This is a genomic window from Shewanella sp. VK101 (assembly GCF_056497865.1).
The window spans coordinates 3325043-3341767 of record NZ_CM151402.1; the positions used below are offsets into that span (position 1 = coordinate 3325043).

16 protein-coding genes are annotated in these 16725 nt (G+C 55.5%); all 16 read left to right on the forward strand.

Annotation, left to right across the window (positions count from 1 at the left end; all coding sequences use genetic code 11):
* Positions 1-12 precede the first annotated feature (12 nt).
* The 16 genes from ACSHSR_RS14800 to ACSHSR_RS14875 all read left to right on the forward strand — a co-directional run bounded on the left by ACSHSR_RS14800 (position 13) and on the right by ACSHSR_RS14875 (position 16680).
* On the forward strand, positions 13-1620 hold the full coding sequence (locus tag ACSHSR_RS14800; protein WP_025009397.1) for a carboxyl transferase domain-containing protein: 1608 nt from the start codon (positions 13-15) through the stop codon (positions 1618-1620).
* A gap of 11 nt (positions 1621-1631) precedes the next feature.
* Entirely contained in the window at positions 1632-2486 is an 855-nt protein-coding gene (locus ACSHSR_RS14805; RefSeq protein WP_234502894.1) for an enoyl-CoA hydratase-related protein, read from the forward strand.
* A gap of 13 nt (positions 2487-2499) precedes the next feature.
* On the forward strand, positions 2500-4557 hold the full coding sequence (locus tag ACSHSR_RS14810) for an acetyl/propionyl/methylcrotonyl-CoA carboxylase subunit alpha (RefSeq protein ID WP_317058798.1): 2058 nt from the start codon (positions 2500-2502) through the stop codon (positions 4555-4557).
* A 2-nt stretch (positions 4558-4559) separates the two neighbouring features.
* Positions 4560-5450, forward strand: coding sequence for a hydroxymethylglutaryl-CoA lyase (locus tag ACSHSR_RS14815; protein ID WP_208125677.1), 891 nt, complete (start codon positions 4560-4562; stop codon positions 5448-5450).
* 64 nt (positions 5451-5514) lie between these two features.
* Positions 5515-6216: a CoA transferase subunit A gene (locus tag ACSHSR_RS14820; RefSeq protein ID WP_208183252.1), complete on the forward strand. Its 702-nt coding sequence runs from the start codon at positions 5515-5517 to the stop codon at positions 6214-6216.
* Between the two features lie 15 nt (positions 6217-6231).
* On the forward strand, positions 6232-6888 hold the full coding sequence (locus ACSHSR_RS14825) for a CoA transferase subunit B (protein WP_025009400.1): 657 nt from the start codon (positions 6232-6234) through the stop codon (positions 6886-6888).
* A gap of 816 nt (positions 6889-7704) precedes the next feature.
* Complete coding sequence (locus ACSHSR_RS14830) at positions 7705-8901, forward strand: DUF5694 domain-containing protein (RefSeq protein WP_479630878.1); 1197 nt, start codon at positions 7705-7707, stop codon at positions 8899-8901.
* A gap of 10 nt (positions 8902-8911) precedes the next feature.
* Positions 8912-9220, forward strand: coding sequence for a hypothetical protein (locus ACSHSR_RS14835; protein WP_479630879.1), 309 nt, complete (start codon positions 8912-8914; stop codon positions 9218-9220).
* A gap of 30 nt (positions 9221-9250) precedes the next feature.
* Positions 9251-9640, forward strand: coding sequence for an NUDIX hydrolase (locus ACSHSR_RS14840; protein WP_285699322.1), 390 nt, complete (start codon positions 9251-9253; stop codon positions 9638-9640).
* Positions 9641-9740: 100 nt separating this feature from the next.
* On the forward strand, positions 9741-10154 hold the full coding sequence (locus tag ACSHSR_RS14845) for a DUF1801 domain-containing protein (protein WP_335900763.1): 414 nt from the start codon (positions 9741-9743) through the stop codon (positions 10152-10154).
* Positions 10155-10219: 65 nt separating this feature from the next.
* Positions 10220-10645 carry a hypothetical protein gene (locus ACSHSR_RS14850; protein ID WP_304715316.1) on the forward strand — a complete coding sequence of 142 codons (426 nt, stop codon included), beginning with the start codon at positions 10220-10222 and terminating at the stop codon, positions 10643-10645.
* A gap of 80 nt (positions 10646-10725) precedes the next feature.
* On the forward strand, positions 10726-11766 hold the full coding sequence (locus ACSHSR_RS14855; protein ID WP_335900762.1) for a linear amide C-N hydrolase: 1041 nt from the start codon (positions 10726-10728) through the stop codon (positions 11764-11766).
* A 159-nt stretch (positions 11767-11925) separates the two neighbouring features.
* Positions 11926-12504: a hypothetical protein gene (locus tag ACSHSR_RS14860; RefSeq protein ID WP_313906573.1), complete on the forward strand. Its 579-nt coding sequence runs from the start codon at positions 11926-11928 to the stop codon at positions 12502-12504.
* A 266-nt stretch (positions 12505-12770) separates the two neighbouring features.
* The gene (locus ACSHSR_RS14865) at positions 12771-13883 is read left to right on the forward strand and encodes a glycerol dehydrogenase (protein WP_335900761.1); all 1113 of its coding nucleotides are present in this window, start codon (positions 12771-12773) and stop codon (positions 13881-13883) included.
* A gap of 337 nt (positions 13884-14220) precedes the next feature.
* On the forward strand, positions 14221-15612 hold the full coding sequence (locus ACSHSR_RS14870) for an NAD-dependent succinate-semialdehyde dehydrogenase (protein WP_208223459.1): 1392 nt from the start codon (positions 14221-14223) through the stop codon (positions 15610-15612).
* Positions 15613-15852: 240 nt separating this feature from the next.
* Complete coding sequence (locus tag ACSHSR_RS14875) at positions 15853-16680, forward strand: glycoside hydrolase family 18 protein (RefSeq protein WP_479630880.1); 828 nt, start codon at positions 15853-15855, stop codon at positions 16678-16680.
* The last annotated feature ends 45 nt before the right edge of the window (positions 16681-16725 follow it).

Genomic DNA, 16725 nt, shown 5'->3' on the forward strand with positions numbered 1-16725 from the left:
GGATGACAAGCCGTGCCTCAAATCAGCAGTAGAATCAACGCCCGCAGCGATGAATTCAGGGAAAAACAAGCCGCCATGTCCCACCTGGTGGCCGATGTCCAACAAAAGCTCAACAAGATAGTCGAAGGCGGTGGCCCTGTGGCCATGGAGCGCCATCTGTCTCGCGGTAAACTGGCGCCGCGCACCCGGGTAGAGAAACTTCTGGATCCCGGCTCGCCATTTCTGGAACTGAGCCAGTTCGCTGCCTTCGAAGTCTATGACGAAGAAGTGCCCGCCGCCGGCATCATAGCCGGGATCGGCCGGGTCAGCGGAGTCGAGTGCATGATTATCGCCAACGACGCCACAGTCAAAGGCGGCACTTATTATCCGCTGACGGTGAAAAAACACCTGCGGGCTCAGGAGATAGCCGAGCGCTGTCACCTGCCCTGCATCTATCTGGTGGACTCGGGCGGTGCCAACCTGCCGCGCCAGGATGAAGTGTTTCCGGACAGGGATCACTTCGGCCGTATCTTCTTCAATCAGGCCCGCATGTCCTCCAAAGGGATCCCGCAAATCGCCGTGGTCATGGGCCTGTGTACCGCAGGTGGCGCCTATGTGCCGGCGATGGCCGATGAATCGATTATTGTCCGTGAACAGGGCACCATCTTTTTGGCCGGTCCGCCGCTGGTGAAAGCCGCCACAGGTGAAGAGGTCAGTGCCGAAGAGCTCGGCGGCGCCGAGGTACACACCAAGATAAGCGGTGTGGCCGATCATCTGGCGCAAAATGACGACCACGCGCTGGAGTTGGCCCGCAATGCCGTCTCCCGCCTCAATCACCAAAAACAGATTGCCCAGACTCTGAGCCAGGTAAAGCCACCCAAGTACGATATTCATGAGCTCTACGGCATAGTCGGCACCGACTTGAAAAAGCCCTTCGATGTCAAAGAAGTGATTGCCCGCATCGTCGATGACTCGGACTTCGACGAGTTCAAGGCCGGTTACGGTGCCACTCTGGTGTGCGGTTTTGCCCGTATTCATGGCTACCCGGTAGGCATAGTGGCCAACAACGGCATTCTGTTTTCCGAGTCGGCACAAAAAGGCGCTCACTTCATCGAGCTTTGCTGCCAGCGCAAGATCCCGCTGCTGTTTTTGCAAAACATCACCGGCTTTATGGTCGGCAAGAAATATGAGCATGAAGGTATAGCCAAACACGGCGCCAAGATGGTGACCGCAGTATCCTGCGCCACTGTGCCCAAGTTTACCGTGATCATCGGCGGCTCCTACGGCGCCGGTAACTACGGCATGTGCGGTCGCGCCTTTGAACCCACCATGATGTGGATGTGGCCCAACGCCCGCATCTCAGTCATGGGGGGCGAACAGGCCGCCGGAGTACTGGCCACAGTGCGTAAAGACGGCCTGGCCCGCAAGGGGCAGACCATGAGCGCCGAGGAAGAAGCCGCCTTCAAGGCTCCGGTGATAGCCCAGTACGATAAAGAGGGTCACCCCTACCATGCCAGCGCCCGTTTGTGGGACGACGGCATTATCGACCCGGCCCAGACCCGGGATGTAGTCGGCCTGGCATTGTCGGCGGCGCTGAATGCGCCCATAGAGGACACACGTTTCGGCGTGTTCCGCATGTAATGGAGGCCGGTATGGATTATCAATATCTGACCTTAACCACCGACTCCCGCGGCGTTTCATCCCTGGTGATGAATCGCCCTCAGCTGGCCAACGCCTTCGATGAAGTGATGATTGCCGAGCTCATTCATGCGCTGGAGTCCCTGGCCCGGGATCCCGCCTGCCGGGTGCTGCTGCTGAAAGCCAACGGCAAACATTTCAGCGCCGGCGCCGACCTGAACTGGATGCGCAAACAGGCGGCGATGGACTTTGACGACAACCTCAAAGACGCCGCCGAGTTGGCCCGGTTGATGGCCACTCTGGATCAATTCCCCAAGCCGTCATTGGCACTGGTACAAGGCGCGGCCTTTGGCGGGGCGCTTGGGCTGGTGTGTTGCTGCGATATCGCCATAGCGACGCCCAAGGCCAGCTTTTGCCTGTCAGAGGTGAAGCTTGGCCTGATCCCGGCGGTCATCAGCCCCTATGTGCGCCGCGCCATGGGCGAACGTCAGGCAAGACGTTATATGTTGACCGCAGAGCGTTTCGATGCCGAAGCCGCCAAGACTTTGCAACTGGTGCATCAGGTAGCAGACGATCTCGAGGCCGCCGCAGCGCCCCTTATCGAGTCGCTGCTGGGCAACAGTCCGCAGGCGCTCAACTGGTGCAAACAGCTGATAAGCGATATCCGCCACGGACTGATAGATGAACAGACGCTGGCGCTCACCGGCGAGGCCATCGCCCGGATCCGGGTGTCTGCTGAAGGCCAGGAAGGGCTGAACGCCTTTTTCGAAAAACGCCCGCCGAACTGGCAAGGCACAAGTAACAATACGGGCAGCAACTCCAGTTGCAATCCAGGCAATAGCTCGAACCCGCCACAGCGCCGTGACTAAGGAAGGATGTAAGATGTTCAACAAGATTCTGATTGCCAACCGCGGCGAAATTGCCTGTCGCATCATACGTACCGCCAGGTCATTGGGTGTACGCACTGTCGCACTGTTCTCGGATGCCGATCGCCATGCCGCCCACGTGGCCATGGCCGATGAAGCCTTTTATCTGGGGGGCTCGGCGCCGGCCGACTCCTACCTCAAGGGCGATGCCATTATCGATATCGCCAAGGCCTGTGGCGCCGAGGCGATCCACCCTGGTTATGGTTTTCTGTCGGAAAACGCCGGTTTTGCCGCTGCCTGTGAACGGGCCAATATCGCCTTTATCGGTCCCAAGGCCGATTCCATAGAAGCCATGGGCAGCAAGAGCGCCGCCAAACTCATCATGGGCCGCGCCGGAGTGCCGCTGGTGCCCGGCTATCACGGTGATGACCAGAGCGATGAAGTTCTGCTCAGTGAAGCCGAGAAAATCGGTTTCCCGCTGCTGATCAAGGCCGCCTTCGGTGGCGGCGGCAAGGGAATGCGGATTGTCCGCAGCCTGACGGAAGTCAAGTCGGCCATCGACTCGGCCCGCCGTGAAGCCGCCTCCAGTTTTGGCAATGACAAGCTGTTGATGGAGCGTTACCTGGAGCAGCCGCGCCATGTAGAAGTGCAGGTATTTGCCGACACCCAGGGCAATGCCATCTATCTGTCAGACAGGGACTGCTCGATTCAGCGCCGCCACCAGAAAGTGGTGGAAGAAGCGCCGGCCCCCGGCCTCAGCGACGCCCTGCGCCGCCGCATGGGTGAAGCCGCCGTAGCCGCCGCCCGCGCCATCGACTATGTGGGTGCAGGCACGGTCGAGTTTCTGCTGGACACCCATGCCACAGAGGAAGACGGCAGCTTCTTCTTTATGGAGATGAATACCCGTTTGCAGGTAGAGCATCCTGTTACCGAGCTGGTGACAGAGACAGATCTGGTGCACTGGCAACTGCTGGTCGCCGCCGGAGAGCCTCTGCCCCTCACTCAGGAGCAAGTTGCCATTAATGGCCATGCCTTTGAAGTGCGAATTTATGCCGAAGATCCGGATAACGACTTCCTGCCCGCCAGCGGCAAGCTCAACTTCCTGCGCGAGCCCAAACCATCGCGCCATGTGCGTATCGACTCAGGGGTCCGTGAAGGCGATGAAATCTCCAACTTCTACGATCCCATGATAGCCAAGCTGATTGTTTGGGATGAGTCACGCCCAAGAGCGCTGCAGCGCCTGCAAAGGGCTCTGGATGAGTTCCAGCTCACCGGCCTGAAACACAATATCGGTTTCCTGGGTAAAATCGCCGCTCACCCGGCCTTTGCCGGCGCCGACTTCAGCACAGATTTTATTGAGCGTTATCAAGCACAGCTGCTGCCTCAAGCGAAAGACAGTGCCCTGCCCTTGCCACTGCTGGCCAAAGCCGCCCTGTATGAAATGCTGTGGCGCAAACGCGACTCCCGGGCCAAACAGGCAAACAGTCAGGACCCTTCCTCGCCCTGGGGCAGCGCCAGTGGCTTTAGACTCAACAGCGCCAAGCGCCACGATATTGCCCTGATGGACGATGAACACCATATTCATCACCTGCAGCTGACTGAGCTGGCCAAGGCCGATAGCTGGCAACTGACACTGGATGGCCAAACCCTGGTTATCGAAGGCGAGCTGAGCACAGATGAAGCCGGTGGTGACACGCTTCGCTGTGTGGTCGATGGGCATATCAGCAGCCAGCGAATCAGCCGCCAGGGCATGGACTTTACCCTACTTGGCCGCTCCGGCGAGCTTAGCGCCTGTCATTTTCGCGCCATTCAGAATGAGCTGGAAGAGGAGCAGGCCAACCACGCCGATCTGCTCAAGGCGCCGATGAATGGCACCATAGTCACCCATCTGGTGGCTGTGGGCGACAGCGTTAAGGCCGGCCAAGGGCTGATGGTGATGGAAGCGATGAAGATGGAATACACCATAGCCGCGCCTTTCGATGGCACTGTGAGTGAGTTTTTCTTCCAGCCCGGCGAACTAGTCAGCGATGGCGCCCAGTTGCTGGAGCTCAGCGAACAACTCAAGGAGGCTTAAAAATGCTGCCTCCCAAGGTAAGCCTGTTTGAAGTGGGCCCAAGAGACGGCCTGCAAAATGAAACCTCGGTCAGCACTCAGGCCAAGATAGCCCTGATTGAAGCCTTGGCCGATGCCGGGGTGAAGCGCATCGAAGCCGCCAGCTTTGTGTCACCCAAGTGGGTGCCGCAAATGGCAGACTCGGGCGAGGTGCTACGCGGCATTTCACGCCGCGCTGGCGTCTGCTACAGCGCCCTGACTCCCAATCTCAAGGGCCTGGAGTTGGCGCTGGATGCCGGCGCCGATGAAGTGGCGGTATTTGCCGCCGCCTCCGAAGGCTTCAGCCAGAAGAACATCAACTGCTCCATCGAAGAGTCCATCGCCCGCTTCGAGCCCCTGCTGAGCCGGGCCAAGGAGCAAGGCATTCGGGTTCGTGGCTATGTTTCCTGCGTACTGGGTTGCCCCTATGATGGTGAAATCGCCCCGGCAGAAGTGGCTCGGGTCGCCGACATTCTGCATCAATTGGGCTGCTATGAGATATCCCTCGGCGACACTATAGGCGTAGGTACACCGCTCAAGGCCCGCAAAATGTTGGAAACCGTGGCCGAGCGCGTGCCGGTAGAGCGCTTGGCGCTACACTTCCATGATACCTACGGTCAGGCGCTGGCCAACATTCTCGCCTGCCTGGAAACCGGCGTCAGTGTAATAGATACCTCGGTCGCCGGACTCGGTGGCTGCCCCTATGCCAAAGGCGCATCCGGTAATCTGGCCAGTGAAGATCTTGTCTACATGCTGCATGGTATGGGTATAGACACAGGCATAGATCTCAACAAACTGGCCCAGGCCGGACGGCAGATAAGCCAGCAGCTTGGACGGCAAACCGGTTCAAAAGTAGCCAGAGCCCTGGGAGCTTAAGGCCTCCAGGTGGCACAACAGATAAGCAGTATAACGACAGATAATAAACAGCAAGGACATCACTATGGCAGGACTCAATAAAGTCGTCGGCAGCTACGACGAAGCGCTCGCAGGTCTCACCAATGATATGACAGTCATGGTGGGCGGTTTTGGCCTTTGCGGCATTCCCGAAGGCCTTATCAATCAAATGGTCAAACTGAGCGTTAGCGGCCTGACCGCCATCTCCAATAACGCCGGGGTGGACGACTTCGGGCTGGGGCTGCTGCTGCAACATAAGCAGATAAGCACAATGATCGCCTCCTATGTGGGTGAAAACGCCACCTTTGAGCGGCAGATGCTCAGCGGCGAGCTCAATGTGATCCTTACCCCGCAAGGCACTCTGGCGGAGAAGATCCGCGCCGGCGGCGCCGGGATCCCCGCCTTCTTTACCGCCACCGGCTACGGCACCCCGGTGGCCGATGGCAAAGAGACCCGCGAAATCAATGGCCGCCACTATGTGCTGGAAGAGGCACTGACCGCCGACTTCGCGCTGATCCGCGCCTGGAAGGCCGATACCATGGGTAACCTGGTATTTCGCAAGACAGCCGCCAACTTCAACCCCATGATGGCCACCGCCGGCAAGATAACAGTGGTGGAAGTGGAAGAGATAGTCGAGCCGGGTGAGCTGGACCCGGATCATATCCACACCCCGGGCATCTATGTGGATCGCGTCATCAAGGGTGTGTTCGAGAAGCGTATCGAACAGCGCACAGTCAAACAGGCATAAGGGCAGGAGAGCAAAATGGCACTTTCAAGAGAACAACTGGCCCAACGCGTCGCCAAGGAACTCAAAGACGGTTACTACGTCAACCTGGGGATAGGTATCCCGACTCTGGTGGCCAACTATATCCCCGAGGGCATGCAGGTGATGCTGCAATCGGAAAACGGCCTCTTGGGCATGGGTGAATTCCCCACCGAAGACACTATAGATCCGGATCTGATCAACGCCGGCAAGCAAACCGTTACCGCCGTCAAGGGCGCGTCTTTCTTCTCCAGCGCCGAGAGCTTCGCCATGATCCGTGGCGGGCATGTGGATCTCACGGTACTGGGCGCGTTCGAGGTGGATGTCGAAGGCTCTATCGCCTCATGGATGATCCCCGGCAAGCTGGTTAAAGGCATGGGCGGCGCCATGGACTTGGTGGCCGGCGCCGACAATATCATAGTCACCATGATGCACGCCGACAAACACGGCAACTCCAAACTGCTGAGCAAATGTGAGTTACCGCTCACAGGTTACGGCTGCATCAAGCGGGTACTGACAGACCTGGCCTTTATCGAAATCAAGGACGGCGCCTTCCACCTGCTGGAGCGGGCACCAGGTGTGAGTGTCGAGGAGATAGTTGCCAAAACCGCCGGCAAGCTTATCGTCCCGGAACATGTGCCAGAGATGGCACTGTAAATCAGACCCTTTGCCCCCGCAGAGATGTGATATCCCAAACACCCGCCGTTGCGGGTGTTTTTGTATTCAGTCAACAGGGACAATTCCCCCCCACCAACACTTGCAGGGCTTACAGCGGCGGATTTTCCTATTACCTGCCGCAAATTTTCGCACAGGCACATCTGTGACGCGGCGCGAGTTGCATAGCTAGTTGCGTAGCTAGTTGCGTAGCTAGTTACATAGCTAGTTGCATAGCAAGGTGCTTCGAGCACAAACCAAGGAGGGTGAGCTGGCTCATTATCCCTCGAGGCTATGTCTCGGCCATACACTTCCCCGGGTATGAGCCAGCTCGGCGTCCATGCATCTCGTTCGTAGCCAACGCGATGCGTTACTCTCCATGCCTCGGAGGGGCAAAGTTCCACCTGCGCTTAGAAAATAAATGCACTAACTGAGTCTTATAGCTTCACTGTTCTGTCCCACCAGCATCCACAGTTTTTATATCCTCTTGTATTCCCCCTCTTGTATCCCCTCTTGTATACACAGTGGCTATCCATTAACCTGAAACGGCATTGGCAATGGATGGCTTGACGCGAATCTGACGCCAGTCAAGAGCGGCTAACGCTTTTATACTTTAGAGCTTGGATGCTACGACTAAGGCTCGATTCTCTGCCTGTTACATCAGGCAGCTGCATGCGACAGGGAAAGTCGGGCTCTCTCCCCTCTTAGTGAAACCCCAAAATACTGCCCAGCCGATGTTGCAAAGCCCCTTAGTCCGATGCCGGTCGTATCCAACACGGATATAGGGTAAAAAAAACAATCATAATTTGGAGACTCAATTTGGCCACCAAAGTACTGCTTCTTCTTGCCTGCCTGGCGGCATCGAGTATTGCCCAAGTTCATGCAACCGCCACAGAAGCTGCCGCTTTAGGCACAGAGAGTACAAAGAGTGCACTGCAACAACTCAGTGCCAAGAGTAAGCTGCAAACCCAGGTGATGGTGCTTGGCAGCCTGCACCTGAGCAATATCAAACAGCAATTGGACAGCTGCTCTCTATCCTCGATCCTTGAGCCACTCTCCCGTTACCAGCCTACGGCCATAGCTGTAGAGTCACTGCGGCCACAGGATATCGCCACCATGATCAACGGCTCAGGCGAGTATCAAACTGTGTTGGATCATTTTGTGGGACAAAGATTTCTGGCGCTGGCGATAAAGGAGCAGCAGGAGTTGCGGCTCTCGGCGCAAAAGGCGCTTGAGAGTCTGGAGCCCTTATTGGACGAGACAAGCCTTGAACCTGTGCAGCGAGCAAGGCTCATCAAGTTGGCCGTTGCCGCCTATCACAAAGAGATAGCCCTGCTGCACTGGCATTATTTGGACAAAACCGCGGCAAGCCAGACTATTTCCACCGAGTTGCAGCACTATCTGGAGCAACTTGCCGCGAGCAATAACGAGAAAAACACCCTTGGCAATAACCTGGCCATGGCCCTGAAGCTCAAGCGCATTTATCCGATAGATGATCATCTGGATAAAGATCTCTACCGCTCCATCGAAGCGCGGCTGCTGGAGTCTTACAATCAGTCGCCTCATGCCGCCGCTCTGGCCAAAAGCGACTATATCAACAAGCCACAAAGGCTAAAGACAGAGGCGCTTGAGACAGGCAACTGGTTGCCGCTCTTTTCCTGGCTAAACAGCCAGGAGTACCAGAGGGCCGTCATTGACCAGGAGTGGAGCCTGTTTATCGATAAAGATTTAACCCAGGATGCGGCGCTCTCCCGGGTTGCCCTTTGGGAGATACGCAATCTCAACATGAGCTCCCACATCATGCGCGTGGTGGCAGCTAACCCTGGAGCCCGGGTGCTGGTGATAGTCGGTGCCAGTCACAAGGTGTTCCTGGAGCAATATTTGGCCAATATGTTGGGGGTTAAACTGATCCAACCGCAGCAGTATTTTACTGCCCCAAAGACACCAAAGGGGCAATCACCACAGCACTTGCTCTCAGATAAAGAGCATGAACTGTCCATAACACACGGTCAATAAAGCATCGCCCATGAAACATAGCTCACGAAATAGAAACAGCGGCAAAGGGTCATCAACTGCGCGCAGCAAGACCAACTCCGGTTGGCTTGTTGGCCTGCTCATGGGGCAACTGGCCGCTCTGGTGTTTGCCGTGCCGACCGCGGCGCTGCTTTGGTTGGCAACCAATAAACATCTGGCCCTGTGGAGCAACGGCCAAGCCTTTATCGGCAGCCAGGGTTGGTGGCTGACACTGGCAGTATTTGCCCTGACGGCGCTGTTACTGCCGCGACTCTTCCCGAGTCTGCTGGGGAAAGTCTGGCAGTTATTGATTTGGTTTTAGTTGTAAACTTAGTTGTAAACAAGGAACCCCATGAAACAATTGCAAAGTGTAGCCTGGCTATATGAAAAAGACGGTAAAGTCTTGTGTGTCAAATCCAAGGGCAAAGATAAGTACTTTATTCCCGGCGGCAAACCTGAACCGGGTGAAACCCTTGAACAAGCCCTGACTCGGGAGTTGAAGGAAGAGCTCAGCATAAATCTGCAGCAAGACACCATTTGCCACAGGTTCAGCATTACGGATAAGGCCTTCGGCTTCGAGAACACTGAGCTGACCATGCATTGTTTCAGCGCGGGCTTTAGTGGCGACATCATTACCGCCGCCGAGATAGAAAGCCTGGACTGGATAGACATGGTGGGTATCATCAAGTGTGCACCGGCGGCGCAGCAGGCGATTGCAAGACTGTTGGGCAGTGACCATTGAATCGACGTTCGCTGGAGCAGCGTTATCCATCTTGGTCTATCCTGCTGTCAAATAACACAGAGTCAGGCTCGCACTCGCAAGCGAGCCAGGGAGAACACAAATGGACAAAAAATTGCAGCAAACCGACGGTAGTGTTTCTATCGACCACAAGATTGCCGCCCTGGGCGGCTGGCGCGCCGAGATGCTTGGCCATATCCGCGAACTTATCAAGGCAGCTATTCCCGAGGCAGTTGAAGAATGCAAATGGGTAAAGCCAACGAACCCGTCCGGCGTACCTGTATGGTCAAGCCAAGGCATACTCTGTACCGGCGAGTCATACAAAGCCAAATTGAAACTGACATTTGCCAATGGCGCTTCGCTGCCGGATCCCCACAAGCTGTTTAATGCAGGTCTTGAGGGCAAACAGCGTAGAGCCATAGATATTACCGAGGGCCAATCCTTGGATGAAACGGCTTTCAAGGCACTGATACGTGCCGCTGCCGACTTCAACCACAACAAGGCTCTGAAACAGTAAAAAAGGCTGCCAGAGCGGCAGCAAAGATGCACCAAGCTATAGATATACAAATCTAAGGAAGGTCAATGAATAACCCGTTTATTCGCCGTTTGGCACTATTGTTTTCCCTCTGCCTGGCGCCTGCGGCATTTGCCGAAGTAGATGAGCTTTTTAAGCAGTATCTGCAGGGCAATTATCAGCTGGTTGGCAAAGCCATTGACTCAGATGCCAGCTACACGGGCAAGATGAGCATTTATGAGCAGGGCGGCGAACTTAAGGTGCGCCGGGAGATAGAAGGCTTAAGCATTCAAGGAACAGCAGCCATAGAGCCGGTGCTGAACGGCGATGCCAAGGTGCTTAGGATCCGTTTTCAGCAACAAGAGCGGGATATTGAAGCCAGCTGCCTGTGGCGCGGCGATCTGGATAACTATGCCCGCATCAGCTGCTACCTGTATCATCCGGGGGAAGACACAGAAAACCCAGGTTTGGAGGCGCTGTTTCACTTGAGATAATTGCCAGGATTAACAACCCGGCTTGCCATTACGCGTTCAACACCTTTAACTCTCTTTAGCAATCAAACAGGGAAGTCACTATGAATCGGAAACTCATCACCTTAATCAGCAGCGCCTTAATGCTGGTTATCGGCACTACGGCGCAGGCCTGCACCCGCGCCGTCTATCACGGCGAAGAGCAGTTGGTGATCACCGCCCGCTCCATGGACTGGCGCGACGAAATCCCGGCGAGCCTGTGGCTGTTTCCCCGCGGCATGCAGCGCCATGGGGCAGTCGGCGACAACTCAGTCGCCTGGACTTCACGCTACGGCAGCCTGGTCACCAGCGCCTTTGATATCTCCAGCACCGACGGCATGAACGAGAAGGGCCTGGTGGCCAATCTGTTATGGCTGGCAGAGTCGAGCTATCCCGAGTACCAGGGTAAACGAAAAGGCCTGTCGGTCGCCGCCTGGGTGCAATATGTGCTGGATAACTTTGCCACTGTCGCCGAAGCCGTCGATGCTTTGAGAGCCGAGCCTTTTGTAGTGGTTTCCGCCAATATTCCCGGTACCCAACGCTTTGCCACCCTGCATCTGTCGATTTCCGATGCCGTAGGTGACAGTGCCATATTCGAGTACATAGACGGCAAGCTGGTGATCCATCACGACCAAAAGTACCGGGTTATGACCAACTCCCCCATCTTCGAGCAGCAGCTGGCACTGAACCAGTATTGGCAGCAGATTGGCGGCTTTACCATGTTGCCGGGAACCAACCGCGCCGCCGACAGGTTTGTCAGGGCCTCTTTCTATATGGATGCCATTCCCAAGACAGCCAATACCCGGGTGGCGGTTGCCGGCGCCTTCAGCGTCATTCGTAACGCCTCTGTGCCTTTCGGCATAGCTTCCGAGACTGAGCCGAATATCTCTTCGACCCGGTGGCGCTCGGTCTCGGATCATAAAAATCGGGTGTATTACTTTGAAACCGCCTTAACCCCCAACACCTTCTGGGTCGATATGAAGGGCATCGACTTCAATAAACAGCAAGATGTGAAAAAGCTGACCATCAACAACAACAGCATTTACTCAGGTAACGCGCTGTCGGACTTTGTCACGGCCAAGCCCTTTACGTTCGCCGGGCTTTAATCTTTAAGGCAGGGAGCCAAGGCTCCCCGTCTATCTTTTTGACCTCACTGCCAAGCCTGCGTTCGCGCAAACCGTATCAAGGACTCAAAGCTGTTCAGCCCGGCTTAAGGCTGATGGCGGATACTGTGAACTCTGAGAATCTTTTCAGGAGTCCTGTGGATGAAGCTAGCCAACACCTTAGGCAAGTATTTCCCTAACCCCAAAACCGCTCTCTGGATGCTTTCGGCCCTGGCCCTTGGCACACTCTCCGGCTGCGGCTGGTTTGCCGCAGATGAAAAGGCGCAACTGGAGCAGCAGTGGCTCGCCAAAGATCAAGAGTTGCAACAAGCCATTGAGCAGATCCGCTCTCAAGGTCTGGATGCCATCAATCGCAGCGCCGAGGTCAGCTCGGTAACCGCCTGCGTCGCTGAAAAGCTCAGCCGCGATCCGCTTGGTGAGCTGATCCAGGTCGATGGCGTATTGGCCGAGCCCGCCAGGGTCAGCGAGCTGCTCGGCCAAATTCAGCAATTACTGGAGCAGGGCTTCAGTTTTGAAAACGCAGCCGCACTGCTGAATAAGGGAGCGGATCTCGCCGCCTATGTCAGCACACTTATCGAATCCCAGGGAATAGACAAGGCTTTGGCAGATGTCGAACAGCTACTGAAAAACGGCACTGATATCAAGGATCAGCAGCTCGGTGGCCACTTGCAAACCCTGCTGAACCAATGCCGTCAATCCCCTCCTAAAGGAAATGGATAGCGGCCGAACGTCATTCCTGCAAAAGACGGTGGCTGCAACCAACTTGCCGCCGCTCTCCCCTTGCCCGCCAAGGACTTGACCACTGGCGCCACAGACTCACCAGATAAAAGAAAAATCCCAGTTATTCAATTAGCCATTCAAACCAAAAGCCAGTTTTTATTGCCACCAACACAACAAAAACCAGACAGTTGCGCCATAGCTTTAAATCTTGGCTGTGATAGAGTCTCTTTGAACAAGGATCCGAGTCTGAATGTAATGGAGGCCATATGAGCACAGCAGTTCCACGTACCGTCACATCTCCCAAAAAGTTCATTATTGGCAAAGGCTTATTGTCGCAAATGCACGAATATGTGCATGACTTCGGCGACAATGCTTTTATTATTGCCGATGAGTTTATTCTCGGCAGGCTTGAGGATGAAGCCCTGGCGGGTCTTGAGCAAAATGACATCAGTAACCAACTGGAAAAATTCAACTACGAGTGCAGTGAAGCCGAGATCCAGCGGCTTGCCGCCCTGGCTGAGCAGGCTCATGCCAACGTAATAGTGGGTGTCGGCGGCGGTAAGACACTGGATGCCGCCAAGGCCGTTGCCTTTCACCTTAAGCACCCCGTCGTTCTCTACCCCACCATAGCGTCAACCGATGCGCCCTGTACGGCTCTGTCAGTGATTTATACCGAAGCGGGTGAGTTTGAACGCTATCTATTCCTGCCACAGAATCCGGATGCCGTGATTGCCGACACCAGCATCATCGCCGCAGCACCGGCGCGTTTCTTTGCCGCGGGTATAGGCGATGCCCTGGCCACCTACTTTGAAGCCAGGGCCTGTTATCAGGCCGATGGCGTTAACCTGGTGTTGAAAAAGCCCTCGCGTACCGGCCTTGGACTGGCGCAGCTGTGCTATCAATTGCTGAGTGAAAACGTTGCCGCCGCAATGGATGCGGTAAACAACAAGATAGTCACCCCGGCGCTTGAGCAAACCATAGAGGCAACCATCTATTTAAGCGGTGTCGGCGCCGAAGCCGGTGGCCTTGCGGCAGCGCATGCGGTCAACAATGGTATGTCAGCGGTTGCCGAGCTGCATGGCGCCCAACATGGCGAGAAGGTGGTCTTTGGCCTCTTGACCCAACTGGTGCTGGAAAACGCTCCACAGAGTGAAATAGACAATGTTGTCCGCATCATTAAAACCGCGGGATTGCCGCTGACTCTGGCAGATATGGGGCTGAAGCACTTTTGCGAAGAAGAGTGGCGCAAGGTCGCCGAAATCGCCTGCGCCGAAGGCGATACCATGGGCAATATGCCTATGGCTATCAGCGCCGATGATGTCTATCAGGCGATGATAGCCGCCAACGCCATGGCCGAGCGCTATCGCCGCCAGGACTGACAACAGCCAGAGCTGCAAACCCTCCGCGAGTTGGTTTGCAGCCTTCTTTAAATAACAGCAAGGCCCAAGGTTACATTTTTGTTAGTCAAAGATGTTTTTAAGTTTTTTAAAAACAAAGACCTAACAAAAAAGGATTAAAAATCACCGGCCGGCGGAACCCCGGGGATTTGCGTGACACTCATCACACAACTATCGCCATTTAAGGAGTAGAAAGGTTTGAGCTTTATTTCCAGCCACTCGCCTCTGAGGGCCGGAATCCACGATAAATCCAAACATTTTCACCCGATGCCAGGAGTTGGCATCAATACCCTATTACTTGCAACGCTGGGAGGAACACATGGCATATGCAACGATCAATCCCTTCTCGGGAGAGCTCATCAAAGAATTCCCCAACGCCACTGACGTCCAAGTCACCGAGGCGATTGAATCGGCCCACCAGGCCTTCTTGAGCTGGCGCAATACGCCCTTCGCCACCAAGGCTGAAATACTCAATCGGGCTGCAGCCCTGCTCAGAGACAGCAAGCGCCGCTATGCAGAGCTGCTGACTCTGGAGATGGGTAAAGTCATTGGAGAGGCGGAGGCCGAAGTAGAATTGTCGGCACAAATCCTCGAATACTATGCAGAGCATGCCGAGAGACTGCTGGCACCGCAGAAACTGCCGGTGGCCGATCCCGCCGAAGGGGAAGCCCTTTTAGTCAATGAACCTCTGGGGGTATTGTTGGCCATTGAGCCATGGAACTTCCCCTACTACCAGATTGCCAGGATCCTGGCACCACAGCTTTCAGCCGGTAATACCCTGCTGCTGAAACACGCCTCCAATGTGCCTCAGTGCGCCGCCGCCTTTGAGAGCCTGATGCGTGATGCCGGGCTGCCGCAGGGCGCCTTCCAAAACCTGTATGCCACCCGGGATCAAATCGAACAGATCATTAACTCACCCAAGGTGCATGGCGTGGCCCTGACCGGCTCTGAAGGTGCCGGCGCCGTTATCGCATCCCAGGCCGGCAAGGCGCTGAAAAAATCCACCCTGGAGCTGGGCGGCTCTGATGCCTTTATCGTGCTGGAAGATGCCGAACTCGAGAAAACCATAGATTGGGCGGTGTTCGGCCGTCACTGGAATGCGGGTCAGGTTTGTGTTTCATCCAAGCGAATGATCCTGGTGGAAGCCATCTATGACAAGTTTATGGAAGGCTATACCCAAGGTGTGGCCAAGCTTAAAGCCGGCGACCCCATGGATCCGAATACTACCCTGGCCCCACTGTCATCCCAGGGCGCAGCAGATGAAGTGAAGCAGAAAATTCGTGAAGCGGTTGAGCATGGTGCCACGGCTACCGAAGTCGGCCCCAAAGTGCCGGAGCAAGGCGCCTTTGTGCAGCCGACCATACTCACCAATGTCAACCCGGACAACCCGGCTTACTACTGGGAGTTCTTTGGCCCTGTCTCCATGATCCTCAAGGCCAAAGATGAACAGGAAGCGATTGCCATTGCCAACGACTCTCCCTTCGGCCTCGGTGGTTCGGTATTCACCGCCGACAAACAACGCGGTCTGGCGGTAGCCAAACAAGTCTCTACCGGGATGATGTTTGTCAACCACCCCACCATGGTCAAGGCCGATCTGCCCTTTGGCGGTATCCGCCGCTCCGGCTATGGCCGCGAATTGATCGACTTAGGCCTGAAAGAGTTCGTCAACCACAAGCTGATCAATGTGGTGGATATCGACGCCCCCTTCTGATCTCACTTGACTCACGCAGCTATCAATGACAGACCCGGCCATTTGGCCGGGTCTTTTTGTGTAAGTCCATGAACTGACACAGATACTGACAAGCAAGGCTTACAGGCTGGACCAGATTGCTTAAATGGACAGCATCGACTATAGATTTGTGACCCGGCATATCCCCGGCAACCGACAGCACCACAAGGACAAGGAAGCCCAAGGTTATCGCCACTTCAGCCATGTCATGGAGGACACCCTATGAACTCACAAATAAGCCAAGGTTTTGAAATCGCTACCTGGTACGATACCTGGAATCCTGTTGGCCTGAATAATCTGGTCAACAACCTGGTCCCACTGCACCTTGCCAGTCGCTACAGCCTGGCATTCGGCCAGTTGTCGGCAATTCACTCTGGTGGTTACTGTATTGAAATGAGTGGCAAATATGCCGATGCCATCAAAGATCAGCTGCTCTCTCAAGCGCCGGGTATCGAGCTTTATGCCGGAATTGGCAGTGAAGGCATACAGGCAAGCGTTGCCAGTAACAAGAGTGACAACAATCTCTCGACCCGCAATATTGTCTCCTGGCTCAAGGACAATCACTACACAGGGATAAACATAGACGCCGAAGAAAGAGAGGCGATGAAGCAAGTGGCCGAATTCGTCACTCAGTTGGGGCCTGAGTTTCGTGCCGCCGGTGTCGGAATTGCCGTTTCAGTCCCCTGGCCCGGGGAAGGGCCGAGTTACCTCTACGGAGAGGGAGCGATCCAGGCCTTTAACGATAATGTCGATGCGGTGGAAATGCAGGACTACTCCTCCATCAATACCGCCCGCGATGCTGCGGTTTGGCTCGATGCCGGTTTAAAAGCCGAGATATTGATGGGTGGAGTCTGCAGTGAAAACTCCCGGGTACAAACTCCGCTCGAACAAGTTGAGCAGTGGACTGAGTTCGCCATTCACAATGGCTTGCGGGGCATGTTCAGTTGGCGTCTGGATAACGATCACGGCTCAGACGGCACCCGGGAAGACGTAGGCCCCAACTTTGCCTGCACCAAGCGCCTCTACGATACCCCGATGAAAAACAGATAGGCAGCACCTATCCCGGCAGGCTCACCAAGCCAATGCTTGCCAGCA